This is a genomic window from Agrobacterium sp. (genome assembly GCF_059499945.1).
In genome coordinates this window covers 157,321-172,180 of the sequence record NZ_JCABZP010000015.1, presented here as the reverse complement: position 1 = coordinate 172,180, position 14,860 = coordinate 157,321, and the positions used below count along the sequence as shown (strand labels likewise).

The window sequence follows — 14,860 nt, the reverse complement described above, 5'->3', positions numbered from 1 at the left end:
GCGGTTTTGCCTGAAATTCCGCTCCGATCGCGTGAACTAAGCCTGGGCGCGCAATTCGTCCGGTCCGGTCTGGAATTGCAGCCGGGCAAGCCGCGCATAAAGGCCGTTCTGGCGGATGAGGCTCTGATGCGTGCCTTCTTCAATGATGCGGCCTTCATCCATCACCAGAATACGGTCGGCCTTCAGCACGGTGGCAAGACGGTGAGCGATGACGATGGTGGTGCGGGTTTTCATCAGCTCATCAAGCGCCTTTTGAACCAGCGTTTCGCTTTCCGCATCGAGTGCCGAAGTCGCTTCGTCGAGCAGCAGGATCGGCGCATTGCGCAGGATGGCGCGGGCAATGGCGATGCGCTGGCGCTGGCCGCCGGAAAGCGTCACGCCGCGTTCACCCACCTGGGTATCATATCCATCGGTGAGACGTTCGATGAAGCTGTCAGCCTGTGCGGCGATGGCGGCGGCGCGCACCTCCTCGCGTGTCGCGTCAGGTCGGCCAAAGGCGATATTGTCGTGGATGGAGGAGGCGAATATCGCCACATCCTGCGGAACGATGGACAGGCGCGCGCGCAGATCGGCGAGGGTGACGTCGCGGATATCCGTGCCATCGACGGTGATGCGGCCCTGTTGCGGATCGTAAAAGCGCATCAGCAGCGAAAAGACCGTGCTCTTGCCCGCACCTGAAGGCCCCACGATTGCGACGGTTTCGCCGGCGCTGACCTTGAAAGAGAGGCCGGAGACGATCGGCCGCCCTGTCGCGAGCGGGTAGACAAAATCGACATTTTCGAATTCGGCTTCGCCGCGCGGCGGCTGCGGCATGGCGACAGGGGTTGCGGGTTCTGCGACGGGCGAGCGTTCGTTCAGCAGTTCGGAAAGCCGTTCGGCCGCACCACCCGCCTGCGCCAGTTCACCCCAGACTTCCGAGAGCTGGCCGAGACCGCTTGCCGCGATGACCGAATAAAGCACGAACTGACCGAGCGTGCCTGCCGTCATGCCACCAGACAGGACGCTTTGCGCGCCATACCAGAGAATGCCGACGACGCTGCCGAAGACCAGCGCGATGGCGACGGCGGTGAGAATGGAGCGTGCGCCGATCGCTGCCCGAGCGCCCTGATAGGCGGCTTCCACGGAAGCGCCATAACGGGCATTTGCCAGCACCTCGGCGTTAAAGGACTGCACGGTGCGGCTCGCAGCAATCGTCTCGGAAGCATAGGCGGCGGAATTGGCCAATGTATCCTGCGTGGTGCGGGAGCGGGCGCGAACCGAGCGCCCGAAGGCGATCAACGGAAAAACGATGAAGGGAATGGCAAGCAGCGCAAGGCCCGAAAGACCGGGGCTGGTATAGATCATCATCGCCACGGCACCACAGCACATGATGATGTTGCGCAAAGCCACGGAGGCGGACGACCCGAATGCCGAGCGGATCTGCACCGTATCGGCGGTCAGTCGCGAGGTCAGTTCGCCGGATCGATTGCTATCGAAAAACTGCTGCGACAGGGTGGTGAGATGGGCGAAGACATCGCGGCGCAGATCGGCAACGACCCTTTCACCAATGGTCATGACGTAATAATAGCGCATGGCGCTGGCAAGCGCGAGGAGCACGGCAATCGCCAGAAGCACGGCGAAATAGCTGTTGATCATGCCGCCATCCGGCGTCTGGAAACCGTGGTCGATGATGCGGCGAACGGCAAGCGGCAGGGCCAATGTCGTGGCGGAGGAAAGCACAAGCGCGAAAAGAGCTGCCGCCATCAGGCCGCGATAACGGCTCAGATAGGGGAAGAGGCCAAGAAGCGGCTTCAGGCTCCTCTGTTTCGCAGCTTTCTGCTCGTCAATATCTGCCACGTCCTCTATGCTCCTTGTTCAATGCCGTTTTTGGGCCTTTTGCGGGTGAATTTCCGGCGCGCGGTAAAATTCCAGCCCCTGCGGCCATCTCCTTTCACAAGGGGATAGCAGGCTCTTGTTATCTGGGCGACCTTCATGTATAGGCTCCGCATCGAATTGGGAAGCCATAGCCCATCTGGTCTATGGCTTCATTTATTGAAATGGCTCAGTTGACGCAATTGCGGCAAATGGACCGCACGTCACTTAACCAGGAAGATTGTCATGAAGGCTGATATCCATCCCGCTTATCACACGATCAAGGTCGTCATGACCGATGGCACCGAATACGAAACCCGCTCTACCTGGGGTTCGGAAGGCGCAGTCATGAACCTTGAAATCGACCCCAAGTCCCATCCGGCATGGACGGGCGGCAACCAGCAGCTTATGGACCGCGGTGGTCGCGTTTCCAAGTTCAACAAGCGTTTCGGCGGCCTCGGCCTCTGATCCACTTGCGGACGGATTGTATAAAAAAGCCCGGTTTTTCCGGGCTTTTTTGTTGTCTGCTTTTCGCGGCCGTGCATATGGGTGTAACGACCAAAACAAAAAAGCAGGCTTTTCAGCCTGCTTTTCAAATTGTCCGGATAAGGTCGTCTTTTCTCAGTTGATCGAGAAAGCTGTGCGCAGAAGATTGAGCTGCGCCTGCACGCTGTTTTCATTGTCCGGCACCTTGGCGGCTTCGGACGGGCGATAGATTTCGCGGTCGAGCAGGGCGATGCGGTTTTGGAGACGCAGCGAGCGCTCGATGAGGTCGCGGAAGGATTCGGGCAGGTCGTTCCAGCCGGGCGCGTTACGGTCGACATTAAAGCTGTCGAGCCGCACCTTGTTCTTTTCGCTCAGAACCTGATCGCGCGTCATTTCGCCATTGTTGACGGCGCGCTGCAGAAGCAGCCAGGAGGCCATCTGCATCAGGCGGGTGGTGAGGCGCATCGATTCCGCCGCATAAAGTACCGAGGCCATGCGCGGCAGCACCTTGGAGGCGGCGCGGCCGGCACCGTCGAGATAACTTGCCGTTTCCTCAACCAAGGTCATGCCTTCGGTATAGAGGGTCTTGAACTGGTTGGAAGCAGCCGCGCGACCCGCAAAGCTTATGGTATTTAAAACCTGTTCCGACATTTTCTTTAAATCCCTGCTCACGCACCACACTGTCAGGCAACGACGACCCGGATATTTTGTTCCGGCCTTTAGTGTTTTCAGGATGGTATCTTTACCTGAAATGCGCAAGGCAATTATTAAAGAAGGGTTAATACCCACAGTTTTACGGAATCCGGCAAGCGGCAAAAAAAGAGCCGCGAAAGCGGCTCTCAAGGTAAAACAGGGAGAAAAATCAGACCAATTCGCCGTATGGAGAAGATGCCTGAGGTCCAGAAGAACTGGACATGTATAGTAATCTCTCAGAAAGCTTAATTTTTGGTTAATGGTAAACGAAAGACTGCCCCGGAATATTCACTTCCAGATACCGCCTGAGCCGCAGCTTTAGGCATTGGAAGTGCAGTCCCATGTCTATTCTCAACTGCGCGTCAGGACCGGAAGAGATTCTCCGCCGCCTGCCTGCCGGCGGATTTCCGTGTCCTCTCCTCTTCCAGCCGGGTGATTTCGGCTTGCAGAAGATCGATACGGCTGCTCAGTTCGTCCACCGAAAGAAGGCTGAGATCGCCGCCGATCTCGTGCGCTGCCGGTTTTTGCGGACGGTCATCGTCAAAGAGGCTCATATGCCTGCTCCTTTTTCCACATAGTCGCCATCGTCCCCGGGATATTGCTGCGCGCGCGGGTCAAGCGCAATACTTTCCGGCGTGACGAGCGTTGAGGGCGTCGTCGGCATCATGGTCGAGAAATTGTCTTTTTCCTCGGTCGAAAGTGCTGCGCGCTGGCGGCTTCTGATGATGGCATAGGCGGTGATGAGCAGATGCGCCACAGCCGTCACCAGAAACAGCGCATAGGGGCCGAAATGGGTCATGATCGCGCCGCCGAGCGTCGGGCCGATGATGGTGCCGATGCCGTAAAGCAGAAGCAGGCCACCCGAGACCTTGACGAAGTCTTCCGAGGCGGCGAAGTCGTTGGCATGCGCCACGGCGATGGGATAAAGCGCGTTGGCGGCGGCGCCGTAAATGGCGATCATGAAAATCAGCACATAGACGTCATGCGGTTGTACCACCGCGACAGCGAGGCCCGCGACCGCGCCAACCCCGGCAAGTCCCGCCAGCACGTAACGGCGGTCTATCCGGTCTGAAAGCCTTCCCGCCGGAAATTGCGCCAGCGCACCGACGAAAATCGTGACCGAAACCATGATGGCGATCATGGTCGGGTCCAGACCTGCGCGCGCGCCGAAGACGGCGCCGAGCGTGCCGTAAGCGCCGTTGGCAATGCCGATCATCAGGATGCCGACGAAGGAGACCGGCGAGTTGCGGTAAAGGGCCGGCAGATCCAGCTTCACCTTCTGTAACGGCTGCGGACTGGCCGCTTTCGAAAGCGTGGCCGGCAGAATGGCGATGCAATAGATGATGCCGCAGATCATGAACAGCGACGTATTGCTGATATCGCCCATCGGCACGATCATCTGCCCCGCCACGACCCCGAGCAGCGTGATGGCGATATAGAGCGAGAAGATCATGCCACGGCTTTCATTGGTGGCGCGCTCGTTCAGCCAGCTCTCAATGATCATCGAGGTGCCGGCCGTGCAGAAGCCGGTAAGCGCGCGCAGCGCGATCCACGATGTGTCATCGATGATAAGGCCGGTCATCAGCACCGTCAGGCACACCAGCGCCACGAAGGAGCCGAATGCCCGCACATGCCCCGCACGGCGCACGATCGCAGGCGCGACAAAGCAGCCGATGACGAAGCCGGCCGCCCAGGAGGTGCCCAGAAAGCCCAGAATTTCATTGGAGTAACCTTCCGCGGAACCACGGACGGGCAGGATGAGACCCTGAAGGCCGTTGCCGAGAAAAAGAAACAGAGTGCTGGATAAAAGAGCGAATACGGGTAGAAGATTTCTGCTCATGAAAACACTCTCATGCGTTCGGACGGACGGTCGGACAGGCCATAGACGGGCGTTACCCGAATGAGTTGCACTCTTCTGGTGAACGGTAAAAATGTCCAGCCTGTGACGATGCAGAAATAAAGAAAAGGCTCAATAAATGACGAAGGCGATCGGCCTTTTTTTACTGCTGGCCATGGCGATCCAGATCATCCGGCCGCTAGGTCTGCCGGGCCTGAAGAAAAGAGGCGATTGCTGGAAGATCGCGGTTGCCGCCTTTGTCATCTGGTCGGCGACGCTGCTTCTGCGTCCGTAACGAAAAAGCCGCCCCAGAGGGCGGCTTTTGTTTGACTAAATGCCTGCCGGTGAGGGCCTCAGGCTGCCTTTTCGAGTTCCTGCTTCCAGTTACCCTTGGCGGCGAGGCTGTTCATCGCGGCGCGGTGCGTGAAGGCGCGCTGGCCGGCAGCGACATTTTCCTGCTTGCCGCCCCAGGTCTTGAGGGCCGTATCCTGAAGCGCGCGGCCGTAGGAATAGGTCAGTGACCAGGGCAGGTCGTAGCCGGCATTCATGGCGGAAAGATGCGCGGTTGCCTCTTCGGAGGACTGGCCGCCGGAAAGGAAGGCAATGCCCGGAACGGCTGACGGCACGGTCGCCTTCAGAACCTTCACGGTCTTTTCCGCCACTTCCTCGACCGAAGCCTTGCGGGCATTCTTGCCGTCGATAATCATGTTCGGTTTGAGGATCATGCCTTCAAGGTTCACGCGGGCGTCGAACAGATCCGCGAAAACGGTCTGGAGAACCCATTGCGTGACTTCCGCACAGCGGTCGATGTCATGCGTGCCCGGTTCGCCGTCCATCAGCACTTCGGGTTCCACGATCGGCACGATATCCGCCTGCTGGCAGAGAGCGGCGTAACGGGCGAGCGACTGGGAGTTTGCCTTGATAGAACCCCAGCTCGGACGCTGTTCACCGATGGTGATGACGCCGCGCCACTTGGCGAAGCGGGCACCGGCGTCATGATATTTGCGCAGGCGCTCGTAAAGACCGTCGAGGCCTTCGGTGATGAATTCGTGCGGGTGGAAAGCCATCGGCTTCGCGCCGATATCCACCTTGATGCCGGGCAGGCTGCCGGCCGCCTTGATGATATCAACGAAAGGCGTGCCATCGGCTGCCTTCTGGAACAGGGTCTCTTCATAAAGGATGACGCCGGAGATGTATTTCTTCATGGCGTCGTCGGAGCGGAACAGCATTTCGCGGTAGTCGCGACGGGCGGTCTCGGTGGACTCCAGATTGATGCTGTCGAAACGCTTCTTGATCGTTCCTGTGGATTCGTCGGCTGCGAGCAGGCCCTTGCCGTCGGCAACCATTTTGATGGCGATGTCTTCGAGACGTTCGGTCATTTGCTATTCTCCCAAGGCACAATAAATTTCCGATAACAGAAGTTCCAGGGCAGGGAAATGGCACGCTAACTCATTGAAACGATTGAAATCATTTCAATCGTTTGAAACTTTTCCTCAAGGTGCCGCTTACCAAAAGACAAGGCCGGACAAGCATGGCTTGTCCGGCCTTGTGTCAGGCAAGTGGGGTAAGTTTACTTGGCGGCGGTCAGGATGGCAACGCCCGGCAATTCCTTGCCTTCCATCCATTCGAGGAAGGCGCCGCCTGCCGTCGAGATGTAGGTGAAATCGTCCGAAACGCCGGCATGGTTGAGTGCGGCCACGGTATCACCGCCGCCGGCGACGGAGACGAGCTTGCCGGCCTTCGTGCATTCCGCTGCGTGTTTTGCTGCAGCCACAGTCGCCGCGTCGAAGGGCTCGATTTCGAAAGCGCCGAGCGGGCCGTTCCAGACCAGCGTTTCCGCGCGGGAAATCCAGGCCTTGATGCTTTCAACCGATTTCGGGCCGACGTCGAGAACCATGGCGTCGGCGGGAATGGCGTTGATATCGACGGTTTCATTGGCCGCACCGGCCTTGAATTCGCGGGCGACCACGCCGTCTTCCGGCAGAACAATCGCACAGCCGGATGTCGCGGCCTCGATCATGATCTGCTTTGCGGTCTCGGCAAGATCGTGTTCGCAGAGCGATTTGCCGACTTGTGCGCCGCGTGCGGCAAGGAAGGTGTTGGCCATGCCGCCGCCGATGACGAGGGCATCGACCTTCTTGACGAGGTTCATCAAGAGATCGATCTTGCTCGAAACCTTGGCGCCGCCGACGATGGCGACCACCGGACGGACCGGCTGGCCGAGGCCCTTTTCCAGCGCCTCAAGCTCGGCCTGCATGGTGCGGCCGGCATAGGCGGGCAGGTGGCGCGCAAGACCTTCGGTGGAGGCGTGGGCGCGGTGGGCGGCGGAGAAAGCGTCATTCACATAGATATCGCCGTTGGCCGCCAGAGCCTCGACGAAGGCGGGATCGTTCTTTTCTTCGCCCTTGTGGAAGCGGGTGTTTTCCAGAAGCAGGATATCGCCGTCGTTCAGTTTCGCGACGGCATCCGCCGCAGGCGCACCGACGCAGTCGGTCGCGAAGGAAACGGCGTGATCCAGCACTTCCTCGACGGCGGGCACGATCTGGGAAAGCGACATGTCGGCGACCGGTTCGCCCTTCGGGCGGCCGAAATGTGCGAGCAGGATGACTTTCGCGCCCTTTGAGGACAATTCCAGAATGGTCGGCGCAACACGTTCGATACGGGTTGCGTCCGTCACCTTGCCATCCGCGACCGGCACGTTGAGATCAACGCGAACGAGAACGCGCTTTCCGGCAATGTCGTTGAGGTTGTCGAGGGTCTTGAAAGCGGGCATAGGTCGATCCTGATTTGTTGCGAGTTCGGCACGGACCATACTATGCCTGATTGACGACGCAAGCCGGTCAGGCCTCATTTTCTCTCACTGTATTGGCCGGGGCGGGGGCGCTTTCTTCAACGCCGGCGAGGCGTGGCTGACGCTTCTGCGCCAGATAATCTCGCACACGGTTGAGGATTTCCGAAAAGCTGATGAATATCGGCAGGCTGGTGGCCGGCTCCACCGGTTCGAGCGAGATTCCGACGCCGGTGATTTCCTCATGCTCGTCCAGTGTGCGGACGATCAGGACGATGGAGCCGAGGCGCACACGGTCGGCATAATCAGCCTTTCCGGCAAGACGCGCCTCTATCAGTTCCGCGACGCTCATCGCCTGCTCGGCGGGCGAAAGCAGGCCGGGGCCATAGGCCGCGTCCAGCTCCTTCGCCGGGCGGGCGGGCGAGATCGCGAAGGTGCCGAAGAAATCGGCGTCGTCATCGGCAACCGGCAGGGCGCTGGCGAACAGCCGGTCGATCAGGCGGGAATAGCCGGGTGCGATGAAGAGATAGACGAGATCGTTTTCACGCAGCCGCCCGGCATATTGGTAGCGGATCGACTTGCCGTCGCGCACCACCAGCGAGGGCATGGCCCAGCGGGGAATACGTTCACCCTGCATGATGGCGCTGCCCTTGGCGACCCGGTAGGAAATCAGTTCATGATTAGCGGTGCCGGGAAGGTCCACCTCGAGCTTGTCCACCTCGCCCATGCGCGGCGGCACGATCAGCCCGAGCCTTGTTGCCACAGGCTTGATGGTCCAGCCCTGCACAAGCAGCGAGACCAGCACGATGATGAAGGCGGCGTTGAAATAGATCTGCGCATTATCAAGCCCGCCGAGAATGGGCATGATGGCCAGCAGGATGGAGACCGCGCCACGCAGGCCCACCCACGCCACGAAGGATGTTTCCTGCTGGGTATAGTTGAAGGGCATGAGGCTCAGCCACACCGCGAGCGGGCGGGCGACGAAAATCAGGAACAGCGCAAGCAGGACGGCGGGAATGGCGATTGCCGGAAATTGCGACGGCGTGGCGAGCAGGCCGAGCATCAGGAACATGATGATCTGGGCAAGCCAGGTCAGCCCTTCGTGGAAGCGGCGGATGGTTTCCTTGGCGAAAATCCTGCGGTTGCCGGCAACGATGCCCGCCACATAGACCGCCAGAAAACCGCTGCCGCCAAGCGTGCCGGTGAAAGAGAAGACGAGCAGCGCCAGCGCCAGCACGAATATCGGGGCAAGCCCGCGGTCGGCGGCGAAACGGTTGACGACGGTCGCGATCATGACACCGCCGAGCAGGCCGAAAATCACGCCGAGGCCCATTTCTTCGACGAAGAGCAGCAGGAAACCGCTATCGATACCGGCCAGCCCCTGACCCTTGGCAATGATCTCGACCAGCGCGACGGTGAGGAAGATTGCCATCGGATCGTTGGTGCCGGACTCGACCTCCAGCGTCGAGCGGACCTGATCGCGGATATGAATGCCGCCGATGCGCAGCAGGAAAAAGACGGCCGCCGCATCCGTGGAGGCGACGATGGCGCCGAGCAGCAGCCCCTCCAGCCACGAGAGCCCGAGCAGCAGGGCGGCTGCGCCCGCGAAGAACACGGAGGTCAGGATGACGCCGCCGGTGGCGAGCGCCACGGCAGGTGCTGCCGAAAGCCGGAAGGATTGTATCGACGTGCCGAAACCGGAATCGAAAAGGATGACGGCGAGCACGAGCGAGCCGAGCATATAAGCGAGCGGATTATTGGTGAACTCGATGCCAAGGCCATCCACCCCCGCCGCCAGGCCGATAACAAGGAAAAGCAGCAGGAGGGGCGCGCCGAAGCGGAAGGCGATGAGGCTCGAAAAGGCTGCGACGAGAACGAGAACAGTTGCCACCAGCAACAGAAGATAAAATGATTCCACGTCCACCGCCTCATTCAAACCGCGTTGACCGCTGCAATGAATGCTCTGCGCGTCTGCAGTCAATGCGCCACGGGTTGCGGTCTGTCAGCGCTGTTTCGGGTGGCGTTGAAAGGCGACGCAAGGCGGGTGTATCGAATGATACGGCAGGGCCGAAGTGCATTGCGCACGACCGTTATCCCTGTGTCTCTTGTCCGTCTCAAAGTGGACCAGACAAAGGCAGGAAATGGGAATTTTTTCGGCTCGCGGGCGAAAAAATGGATGGCAAGGAGAGCGGCAGATACCCCCGCAGAAACAATTCATCTTCCGGCGTCTCAACGTAACATAGAGACAATGCAGCTGCGTTATTGCTCTCGTCCGAATTGCTTTTCAACATTACCGGAGCGATCGGATGACGCGGATAAATATTACTGGACTTATTATAGTATTGGCGGCGGGCTCGATTGTTTCGGGCTGCTCCAGCACGGAACAGACGGCTGAAAACATGGCCGCGCAACGCGAGCGCTGCCGCTCCTTTGGTTACCCCGAAGGCTCGCGGGATGCTGCCGACTGCATGATGAAGCTTTCCATGCAGCAAAGCGAGTTGAGGCAGCAGACTTTCGATACGATCTGGAGCAATGCCGGCTCGCGGGACCCAATCATCATCAACAACAGAAGGTGACGGTTGCGCGCCGGCGCTGGCAGCGGGTTGGCCCCTCTTGCCCAACGATGGTTTCGATCCGAAGCGCCCCGCCTTGCTTCCGGATCGATGCCGACGGGTTTCCTCGTTCCCGTCGGCATTTTTACAAATAAAAAGCCGGCAGGATTGCTCCTGCCGGCTTTTTGATCGAACTGAGTTCCGCTTAGATGGTCTTCGCGAATGCGACGGCCGTGTCCGACATGCGGTTGGAGAAGCCCCACTCGTTGTCGTACCAGGACAGGACGCGCACGAACTTGCCTTCCATGACCTTGGTCTGGTCGATCGCGAAGATCGAGGAGTGGCTGTCGTGGTTGAAGTCGCGGGAGACCAGCGGCTCTTCGGTGTAGCCGAGGATGCCCTTCAGCTTGCCATTGGCGGCGGACTTGATCGCTTCGTTGATTTCCTCAACCGTCGTGTCGCGCTTGGCGATGAACTTGAAGTCGACGACCGAAACGTTCGGGGTCGGAACGCGGATCGACGTGCCGTCCAGCTTGCCTTTGAGGTGCGGCAGAACGAGGCCAACGGCCTTGGCTGCACCCGTCGAGGTCGGGATCATGGACAGGGCTGCAGCGCGGGCGCGGTACAGATCCTTGTGCATGGTGTCCAGCGTCGGCTGGTCGCCCGTGTAGGAGTGGATCGTCGTCATGAAGCCATGATCGATGCCAACGACGTCATCGAGAACCTTCACGACCGGCACGAGGCAGTTGGTGGTGCAGGACGCGTTGGAAATGACCAGATGGTCCTTCGTCAGCTGGTCGTCATTGACGCCGAAGACGACGGTGAGGTCTGCGCCGTCAGCCGGTGCCGAAACGATGACGCGCTTGGCGCCTGCCGTCAGGTGAGCAGCGGCCTTGTCGCGGGCAGTGAAGATGCCGGTGCATTCGAGCGCGATATCGACGCCGAGTTCCTTGTGCGGCAGCGTTGCCGGATCGCGAACGGCCGTCACCTTGATCGGCTTGCCGCCGCCAACGATGATCGTGTCGCCTTCAACCTTCACGTCGGCAGGGAACTTGCCGTGGATCGAATCGTAGCGCAGCAGATGGGCGTTGGTTTCAACCGGGCCGAGGTCGTTGATGGCAACAACTTCGATATCGGTACGGCCGGATTCGACGATGGCGCGCAGGACGTTGCGGCCGATGCGGCCGAAGCCGTTAATGGCAACTTTTACAGTCATTTACAGTCTCCCGAACAAGATATGTGCTTGGTCTTTGCGGAATGTGAGAGGGCTTGGGAAGCCCTCACGCAAGTTTTGCCTCGACTGCGGCGACGACGGCTTCCGCCGTGATGCCGAAGTGCTTGAAGAGATCCTTCGCCGGGGCAGATGCTCCGAAGGAATGCATGCCGACGAAAGCGCCATCGTTACCGATGAAATAGTCCCAGCCCTGACGAATGGCGGCTTCGATCGCGATCTTGACCGGAGCCTTGCCGATGATGGCGTTACGATAGGTTTCCGGCTGTTCCTTGAAGAGCTCGAAGCAGGGAACGGAAACGACGCGGACGGAAACGCCGTTGTCCTTCAGCGTTGCAGCGGCCTTGAGCGCCACTTCGACTTCCGAACCGGATGCGAAGATCGAAACCTTGGCGTCGCTGGCGGATACGAGTTCGTAAGCGCCGTAAGCGGAAAGGTTCTTCTCTTCATATTCCTTGCGCGAGGGTGCAAGGTTCTGGCGGGTGAGTGCCAGGGCAGACGGACGATGCTTCTGCTCAAGCGCCAGCTGCCAGCATTCCGCCGTCTCGGTTTCATCCGCCGGGCGGAAAACGAGGAGGTTCGGAATGGCGCGCAGCGCTGCAATCTGCTCCACCGGCTGGTGGGTCGGGCCGTCTTCGCCGACGCCGATGGAATCATGCGTCAGAACGTGAACGACGCGGATGCCCATCAGGGCGGCAAGGCGGATCGACGGACGGCAATAGTCCGAGAAGATCAGGAAGCCGCCGGCATAGGGGATGAGACCGCCATGGAGCGCGATGCCGTTCATCGCGGCCGCCATGCCGTGCTCGCGGATGCCGTAATGCAGATAACGGCCGGAGAAATCCGTCGGGGTGATGGACTTCATCTGGCTGGTCTTGGTGTTGTTGGACGGCGTCAGGTCAGCCGAGCCGCCGACCATTTCCGGCAGGATGCCGTTGATGACTTCAAGCGAGTCTTCGGAAGCCTTGCGGGTGGCGACAGTCGGGTTGTTCTCGATGATCTTCTTCTTGAAGGCATCGATCGAACTGTCGAAATTGCCGGGCAGATCGCCGGCGAAGCGGCGCTTGAACTCGGCCTTTTTGCCGGCTTCAGCGGCCTCGAGACGGGCTTCCCAGTCCTGACGGGTCTTGGTGGAGCGCAGGCCGGCGAGACGCCATGCATCGAGCACATCTTCCGGAATGACGAAAGCTTCGGCTTCCCAGTTGAGGCTCTTGCGCGCAGCGGCGATTTCTTCGGCGCCGAGCGGGTTGCCGTGTACCTTGTGGGTGCCCTGCTTGTTGGGCGCGCCGAAACCGATGACGGTCTTGCAGGCGATGAAGGTCGGGCGGTCGGATTTCTGCGCGGCCTCGATGGCGGCAGCAATCGCATCCGGATCATGGCCATCGACGCGGATGGTGTTCCAGTGAACGGCCTGGAAGCGGGCGATCTGGTCGGTGCTGTCGGAGAGGCCAACTTCACCGTCGATGGTGATGTTGTTGTCATCCCAGAACAGAACGAGCTTGTTGAGCTTCAGGTGGCCGGCAAGCGCGATGGCTTCGTGGCTGATGCCTTCCATGAGGCAGCCGTCGCCGCACAGCACATAGGTGAAGTGGCTCTGCAGGTCGGAGCCGAATTCCTCTTCCAGCTTGCGTTCGGCAATAGCCATGCCGACGGCGTTGGCGATGCCCTGGCCGAGCGGGCCGGTGGTCGTTTCGATGCCGGTCGCATGGCCATATTCGGGATGGCCGGCGGTCTTGGAGCCGAACTGACGGAAACGCTTGATCTCGTCGATCGTCATGTCCTCGTAGCCCGTCAGATAGAGCAGCGAGTAAAGCAGCATCGAACCATGGCCTGCCGACAGCACGAAGCGGTCGCGGTCAGCCCAGAGCGGCGCCTTGGGATCGAATTTCAGGTAACGGGTGAAAAGAACGGTGGCGACATCAGCGGCGCCCATCGGCAGACCGGGGTGGCCTGAATTGGCCTTCTCCACTGCATCCATGGCAAGAAAGCGGATCGCGTTTGCCATCCGGTTGTGTTTGTCGCGAGAAATCATGGCTTTTCCGTCTGTTTCCGGGTGAAAGGAGATAGTTTTACGCAACTATCCAAAAAGCGGGTTGATCCATAGCAGGTGAGGCAGGCAAGTCAATAAATCCACGGGCGTTTGCGGTTCCCTCAGGGAGAAAAAATCGTTTAGAAAATCGGGTGTCCTGACAAAATCCGTGCGATATGTGTCGCCGCCTCTTCGTTCATCCACAGAGCAAAACGCCTCAATGCACTGGTTTGATTGACGGGATGGTAAATCGGGTAATAACCTCGTGATTGTTGAAAAGGCCTGAAACCGGACGATTCGCCCGGTGGCGTGCGAGTTGGAAAAAACGATGTCGGCTGAGAAGACCGTACAATCTGCGCTGACGGAGCTGAATGCTGCCATCACAAATCTCGAAAATGCCATCGATATGCGTATCGAGCGGCAAAGGGAGACGGGCGAGATCGATAATGAGGTCAAGCGGGTCCATGTCGACCGCGCAAGGCTCGCACATGAGCTGGATCAGGCCGAATTTCGCGCCAATCGTCTTGAAGAAGTCAACCGCGAGGTTTCCCGCCGGCTGGTAACGGCCATGGAGACGATCCGCGCGGTGCTGGATCGATAGGAGCGGGTTCATGGCGCAAGTCACAGTTATGATCGACGGCAAGGCCTATCGCATGGCGTGCGAGGCAGGGCAGGAAGACCATCTGACCGATCTCGCAACCAGGTTCGACCGGTATGTCGGGCACCTCAAGAGCCAGTTCGGTGAAATAGGCGACCTTCGCCTGACCGTCATGGCCGGCATCATGGTGATGGACGAGCTTTCCGAACTCAACCGCAAGATCGAGAAGCTGGAAGGAGAGGTCGCATCCCTTTCCCGCAACCGTGACGGCATGGCCGAGCACAGGGCGAAATCGGATGAAGTGGTGGCGCTCGCCATCGGCGATCTGGCCGACCGGTTGAACGGCATTACCGAAAAACTGCTGGCGCGGCCGAAGCCCACGGCGCATTGACTGCGCAAAGAGTTCTGAGGCGGCAAAATTTCGCTCGGTGCCCTCTGGTGGTTTCCCCCGATCCGTCCTATATCTTGGATGCGTTCTGCGCTTCCCGACAGGAACCACAATCCCTGGGGCCATACTCGATCCAAAGGGAGCTGTCCCTGGCCAGTCCCGTGGGACTGGACACACGGCGCCCACCTACTTTTGTAGGCACCCAGGATCGTAAATCTCCATCGGTCGCCGTGGATCGCGCTTGAAGTTTCGGATCAACCCCGATGCTTCACCATATCCTTGATATATTCGACAGTGATTTTTCATAACTGCCGGACGCGGCTTTTTTATATTGCCGTCATTGCAATGGCGGAACAATTCCCTATTATTCGGATTGGTATGTCTGTCATGCCCTTTAAAAAAGGGCG

General features: G+C 59.4%; 14 protein-coding genes and 1 other RNA gene. 6 read left to right on the top strand and 9 right to left on the bottom strand.

What is annotated here, in order from left to right:
• Nucleotides 1-36 precede the first annotated feature (36 nt).
• The gene (locus AC5I5B_RS18365; protein WP_003506179.1) at nucleotides 37-1,836 is read right to left on the bottom strand and encodes an ABC transporter transmembrane domain-containing protein; all 1,800 of its coding nucleotides are present in this window, start codon (nucleotides 1,834-1,836) and stop codon (nucleotides 37-39) included.
• A gap of 261 nt (nucleotides 1,837-2,097) precedes the next feature.
• Between AC5I5B_RS18365 and rpmE the strand changes: the two genes are divergently transcribed.
• Complete coding sequence (rpmE, locus tag AC5I5B_RS18360) at nucleotides 2,098-2,319, top strand: 50S ribosomal protein L31 (protein ID WP_003506183.1); 222 nt, start codon at nucleotides 2,098-2,100, stop codon at nucleotides 2,317-2,319.
• A gap of 153 nt (nucleotides 2,320-2,472) precedes the next feature.
• On the opposite strand, the gene rcdA is transcribed toward rpmE, so the two are convergent.
• From rcdA to AC5I5B_RS18345, 3 genes are all read right to left on the bottom strand, one after another.
• Nucleotides 2,473-2,988, bottom strand: a complete 516-nt coding sequence (rcdA, locus tag AC5I5B_RS18355) for a protease adaptor protein RcdA (RefSeq protein ID WP_003506184.1) — start codon at nucleotides 2,986-2,988, stop codon at nucleotides 2,473-2,475.
• Nucleotides 2,989-3,392: 404 nt separating this feature from the next.
• Complete coding sequence (locus tag AC5I5B_RS18350) at nucleotides 3,393-3,584, bottom strand: DUF1192 domain-containing protein (protein WP_003506186.1); 192 nt, start codon at nucleotides 3,582-3,584, stop codon at nucleotides 3,393-3,395.
• Nucleotides 3,581-4,870, bottom strand: coding sequence for an MFS transporter (locus AC5I5B_RS18345; RefSeq protein WP_003506188.1), 1,290 nt, complete (start codon nucleotides 4,868-4,870; stop codon nucleotides 3,581-3,583). Before AC5I5B_RS18345 ends, AC5I5B_RS18350 begins: the two co-directional genes overlap by 4 nt.
• Before the next feature lie 136 nt (nucleotides 4,871-5,006).
• Here AC5I5B_RS18345 and AC5I5B_RS18340 point away from each other — a divergent pair, with 136 nt between their 5' ends.
• Nucleotides 5,007-5,162 carry a hypothetical protein gene (locus tag AC5I5B_RS18340; protein WP_003506189.1) on the top strand — a complete coding sequence of 52 codons (156 nt, stop codon included), beginning with the start codon at nucleotides 5,007-5,009 and terminating at the stop codon, nucleotides 5,160-5,162.
• Between the two features lie 58 nt (nucleotides 5,163-5,220).
• On the opposite strand, the gene AC5I5B_RS18335 is transcribed toward AC5I5B_RS18340, so the two are convergent.
• The 3 genes from AC5I5B_RS18335 to AC5I5B_RS18325 form a co-directional block, all read right to left on the bottom strand.
• Entirely contained in the window at nucleotides 5,221-6,246 is a 1,026-nt protein-coding gene (locus tag AC5I5B_RS18335; protein WP_003506191.1) for a class I fructose-bisphosphate aldolase, read from the bottom strand.
• A 191-nt stretch (nucleotides 6,247-6,437) separates the two neighbouring features.
• A complete protein-coding gene (locus tag AC5I5B_RS18330; protein ID WP_099087330.1) occupies nucleotides 6,438-7,640 on the bottom strand; it encodes a phosphoglycerate kinase in 1,203 nt (400 codons plus the stop codon).
• A gap of 67 nt (nucleotides 7,641-7,707) precedes the next feature.
• Nucleotides 7,708-9,573 (bottom strand): potassium/proton antiporter, encoded by a 1,866-nt coding sequence (locus AC5I5B_RS18325; protein ID WP_111834244.1) that lies wholly within the window; start codon nucleotides 9,571-9,573, stop codon nucleotides 7,708-7,710.
• Nucleotides 9,574-9,961: 388 nt separating this feature from the next.
• Here AC5I5B_RS18325 and AC5I5B_RS18320 point away from each other — a divergent pair, with 388 nt between their 5' ends.
• Entirely contained in the window at nucleotides 9,962-10,231 is a 270-nt protein-coding gene (locus AC5I5B_RS18320) for a hypothetical protein (protein WP_111834190.1), read from the top strand.
• Between the two features lie 181 nt (nucleotides 10,232-10,412).
• Here AC5I5B_RS18320 and gap read toward each other — a convergent pair whose 3' ends face one another.
• Nucleotides 10,413-11,423 (bottom strand): type I glyceraldehyde-3-phosphate dehydrogenase, encoded by a 1,011-nt coding sequence (gap, locus tag AC5I5B_RS18315; RefSeq protein ID WP_003506200.1) that lies wholly within the window; start codon nucleotides 11,421-11,423, stop codon nucleotides 10,413-10,415.
• A 64-nt stretch (nucleotides 11,424-11,487) separates the two neighbouring features.
• Nucleotides 11,488-13,470, bottom strand: coding sequence for a transketolase (tkt, locus tag AC5I5B_RS18310; RefSeq protein ID WP_111834189.1), 1,983 nt, complete (start codon nucleotides 13,468-13,470; stop codon nucleotides 11,488-11,490).
• 325 nt (nucleotides 13,471-13,795) lie between these two features.
• Here tkt and AC5I5B_RS18305 point away from each other — a divergent pair, with 325 nt between their 5' ends.
• The 3 genes from AC5I5B_RS18305 to ssrS all read left to right on the top strand — a co-directional run bounded on the left by AC5I5B_RS18305 (nucleotide 13,796) and on the right by ssrS (nucleotide 14,694).
• A complete protein-coding gene (locus tag AC5I5B_RS18305; RefSeq protein WP_003506205.1) occupies nucleotides 13,796-14,068 on the top strand; it encodes a DUF4164 domain-containing protein in 273 nt (90 codons plus the stop codon).
• Nucleotides 14,069-14,078: 10 nt separating this feature from the next.
• Nucleotides 14,079-14,456, top strand: a complete 378-nt coding sequence (locus AC5I5B_RS18300) for a cell division protein ZapA (RefSeq protein WP_111834188.1) — start codon at nucleotides 14,079-14,081, stop codon at nucleotides 14,454-14,456.
• A gap of 79 nt (nucleotides 14,457-14,535) precedes the next feature.
• A non-coding RNA gene (gene ssrS / locus AC5I5B_RS18295) (6S RNA) lies at nucleotides 14,536-14,694 on the top strand.
• Nucleotides 14,695-14,860 lie beyond the last annotated feature (166 nt).

Coding starts and splice junctions, on each gene's coding strand:
- AC5I5B_RS18330 (WP_099087330.1), bottom strand. CDS start 7,640: ATGCCCGCTTTCAAGACCCTCGACAACCTCAACGACATTGCCGGAAAG.
- AC5I5B_RS18335 (WP_003506191.1), bottom strand. CDS start 6,246: ATGACCGAACGTCTCGAAGACATCGCCATCAAAATGGTTGCCGACGGC.
- AC5I5B_RS18300 (WP_111834188.1), top strand. CDS start 14,079: ATGGCGCAAGTCACAGTTATGATCGACGGCAAGGCCTATCGCATGGCG.
- gap (WP_003506200.1), bottom strand. CDS start 11,423: ATGACTGTAAAAGTTGCCATTAACGGCTTCGGCCGCATCGGCCGCAAC.
- AC5I5B_RS18340 (WP_003506189.1), top strand. CDS start 5,007: ATGACGAAGGCGATCGGCCTTTTTTTACTGCTGGCCATGGCGATCCAG.
- tkt (WP_111834189.1), bottom strand. CDS start 13,470: ATGATTTCTCGCGACAAACACAACCGGATGGCAAACGCGATCCGCTTT.
- AC5I5B_RS18320 (WP_111834190.1), top strand. CDS start 9,962: ATGACGCGGATAAATATTACTGGACTTATTATAGTATTGGCGGCGGGC.
- AC5I5B_RS18345 (WP_003506188.1), bottom strand. CDS start 4,870: ATGAGCAGAAATCTTCTACCCGTATTCGCTCTTTTATCCAGCACTCTG.
- AC5I5B_RS18305 (WP_003506205.1), top strand. CDS start 13,796: ATGTCGGCTGAGAAGACCGTACAATCTGCGCTGACGGAGCTGAATGCT.
- AC5I5B_RS18350 (WP_003506186.1), bottom strand. CDS start 3,584: ATGAGCCTCTTTGACGATGACCGTCCGCAAAAACCGGCAGCGCACGAG.
- rpmE (WP_003506183.1), top strand. CDS start 2,098: ATGAAGGCTGATATCCATCCCGCTTATCACACGATCAAGGTCGTCATG.
- rcdA (WP_003506184.1), bottom strand. CDS start 2,988: ATGTCGGAACAGGTTTTAAATACCATAAGCTTTGCGGGTCGCGCGGCT.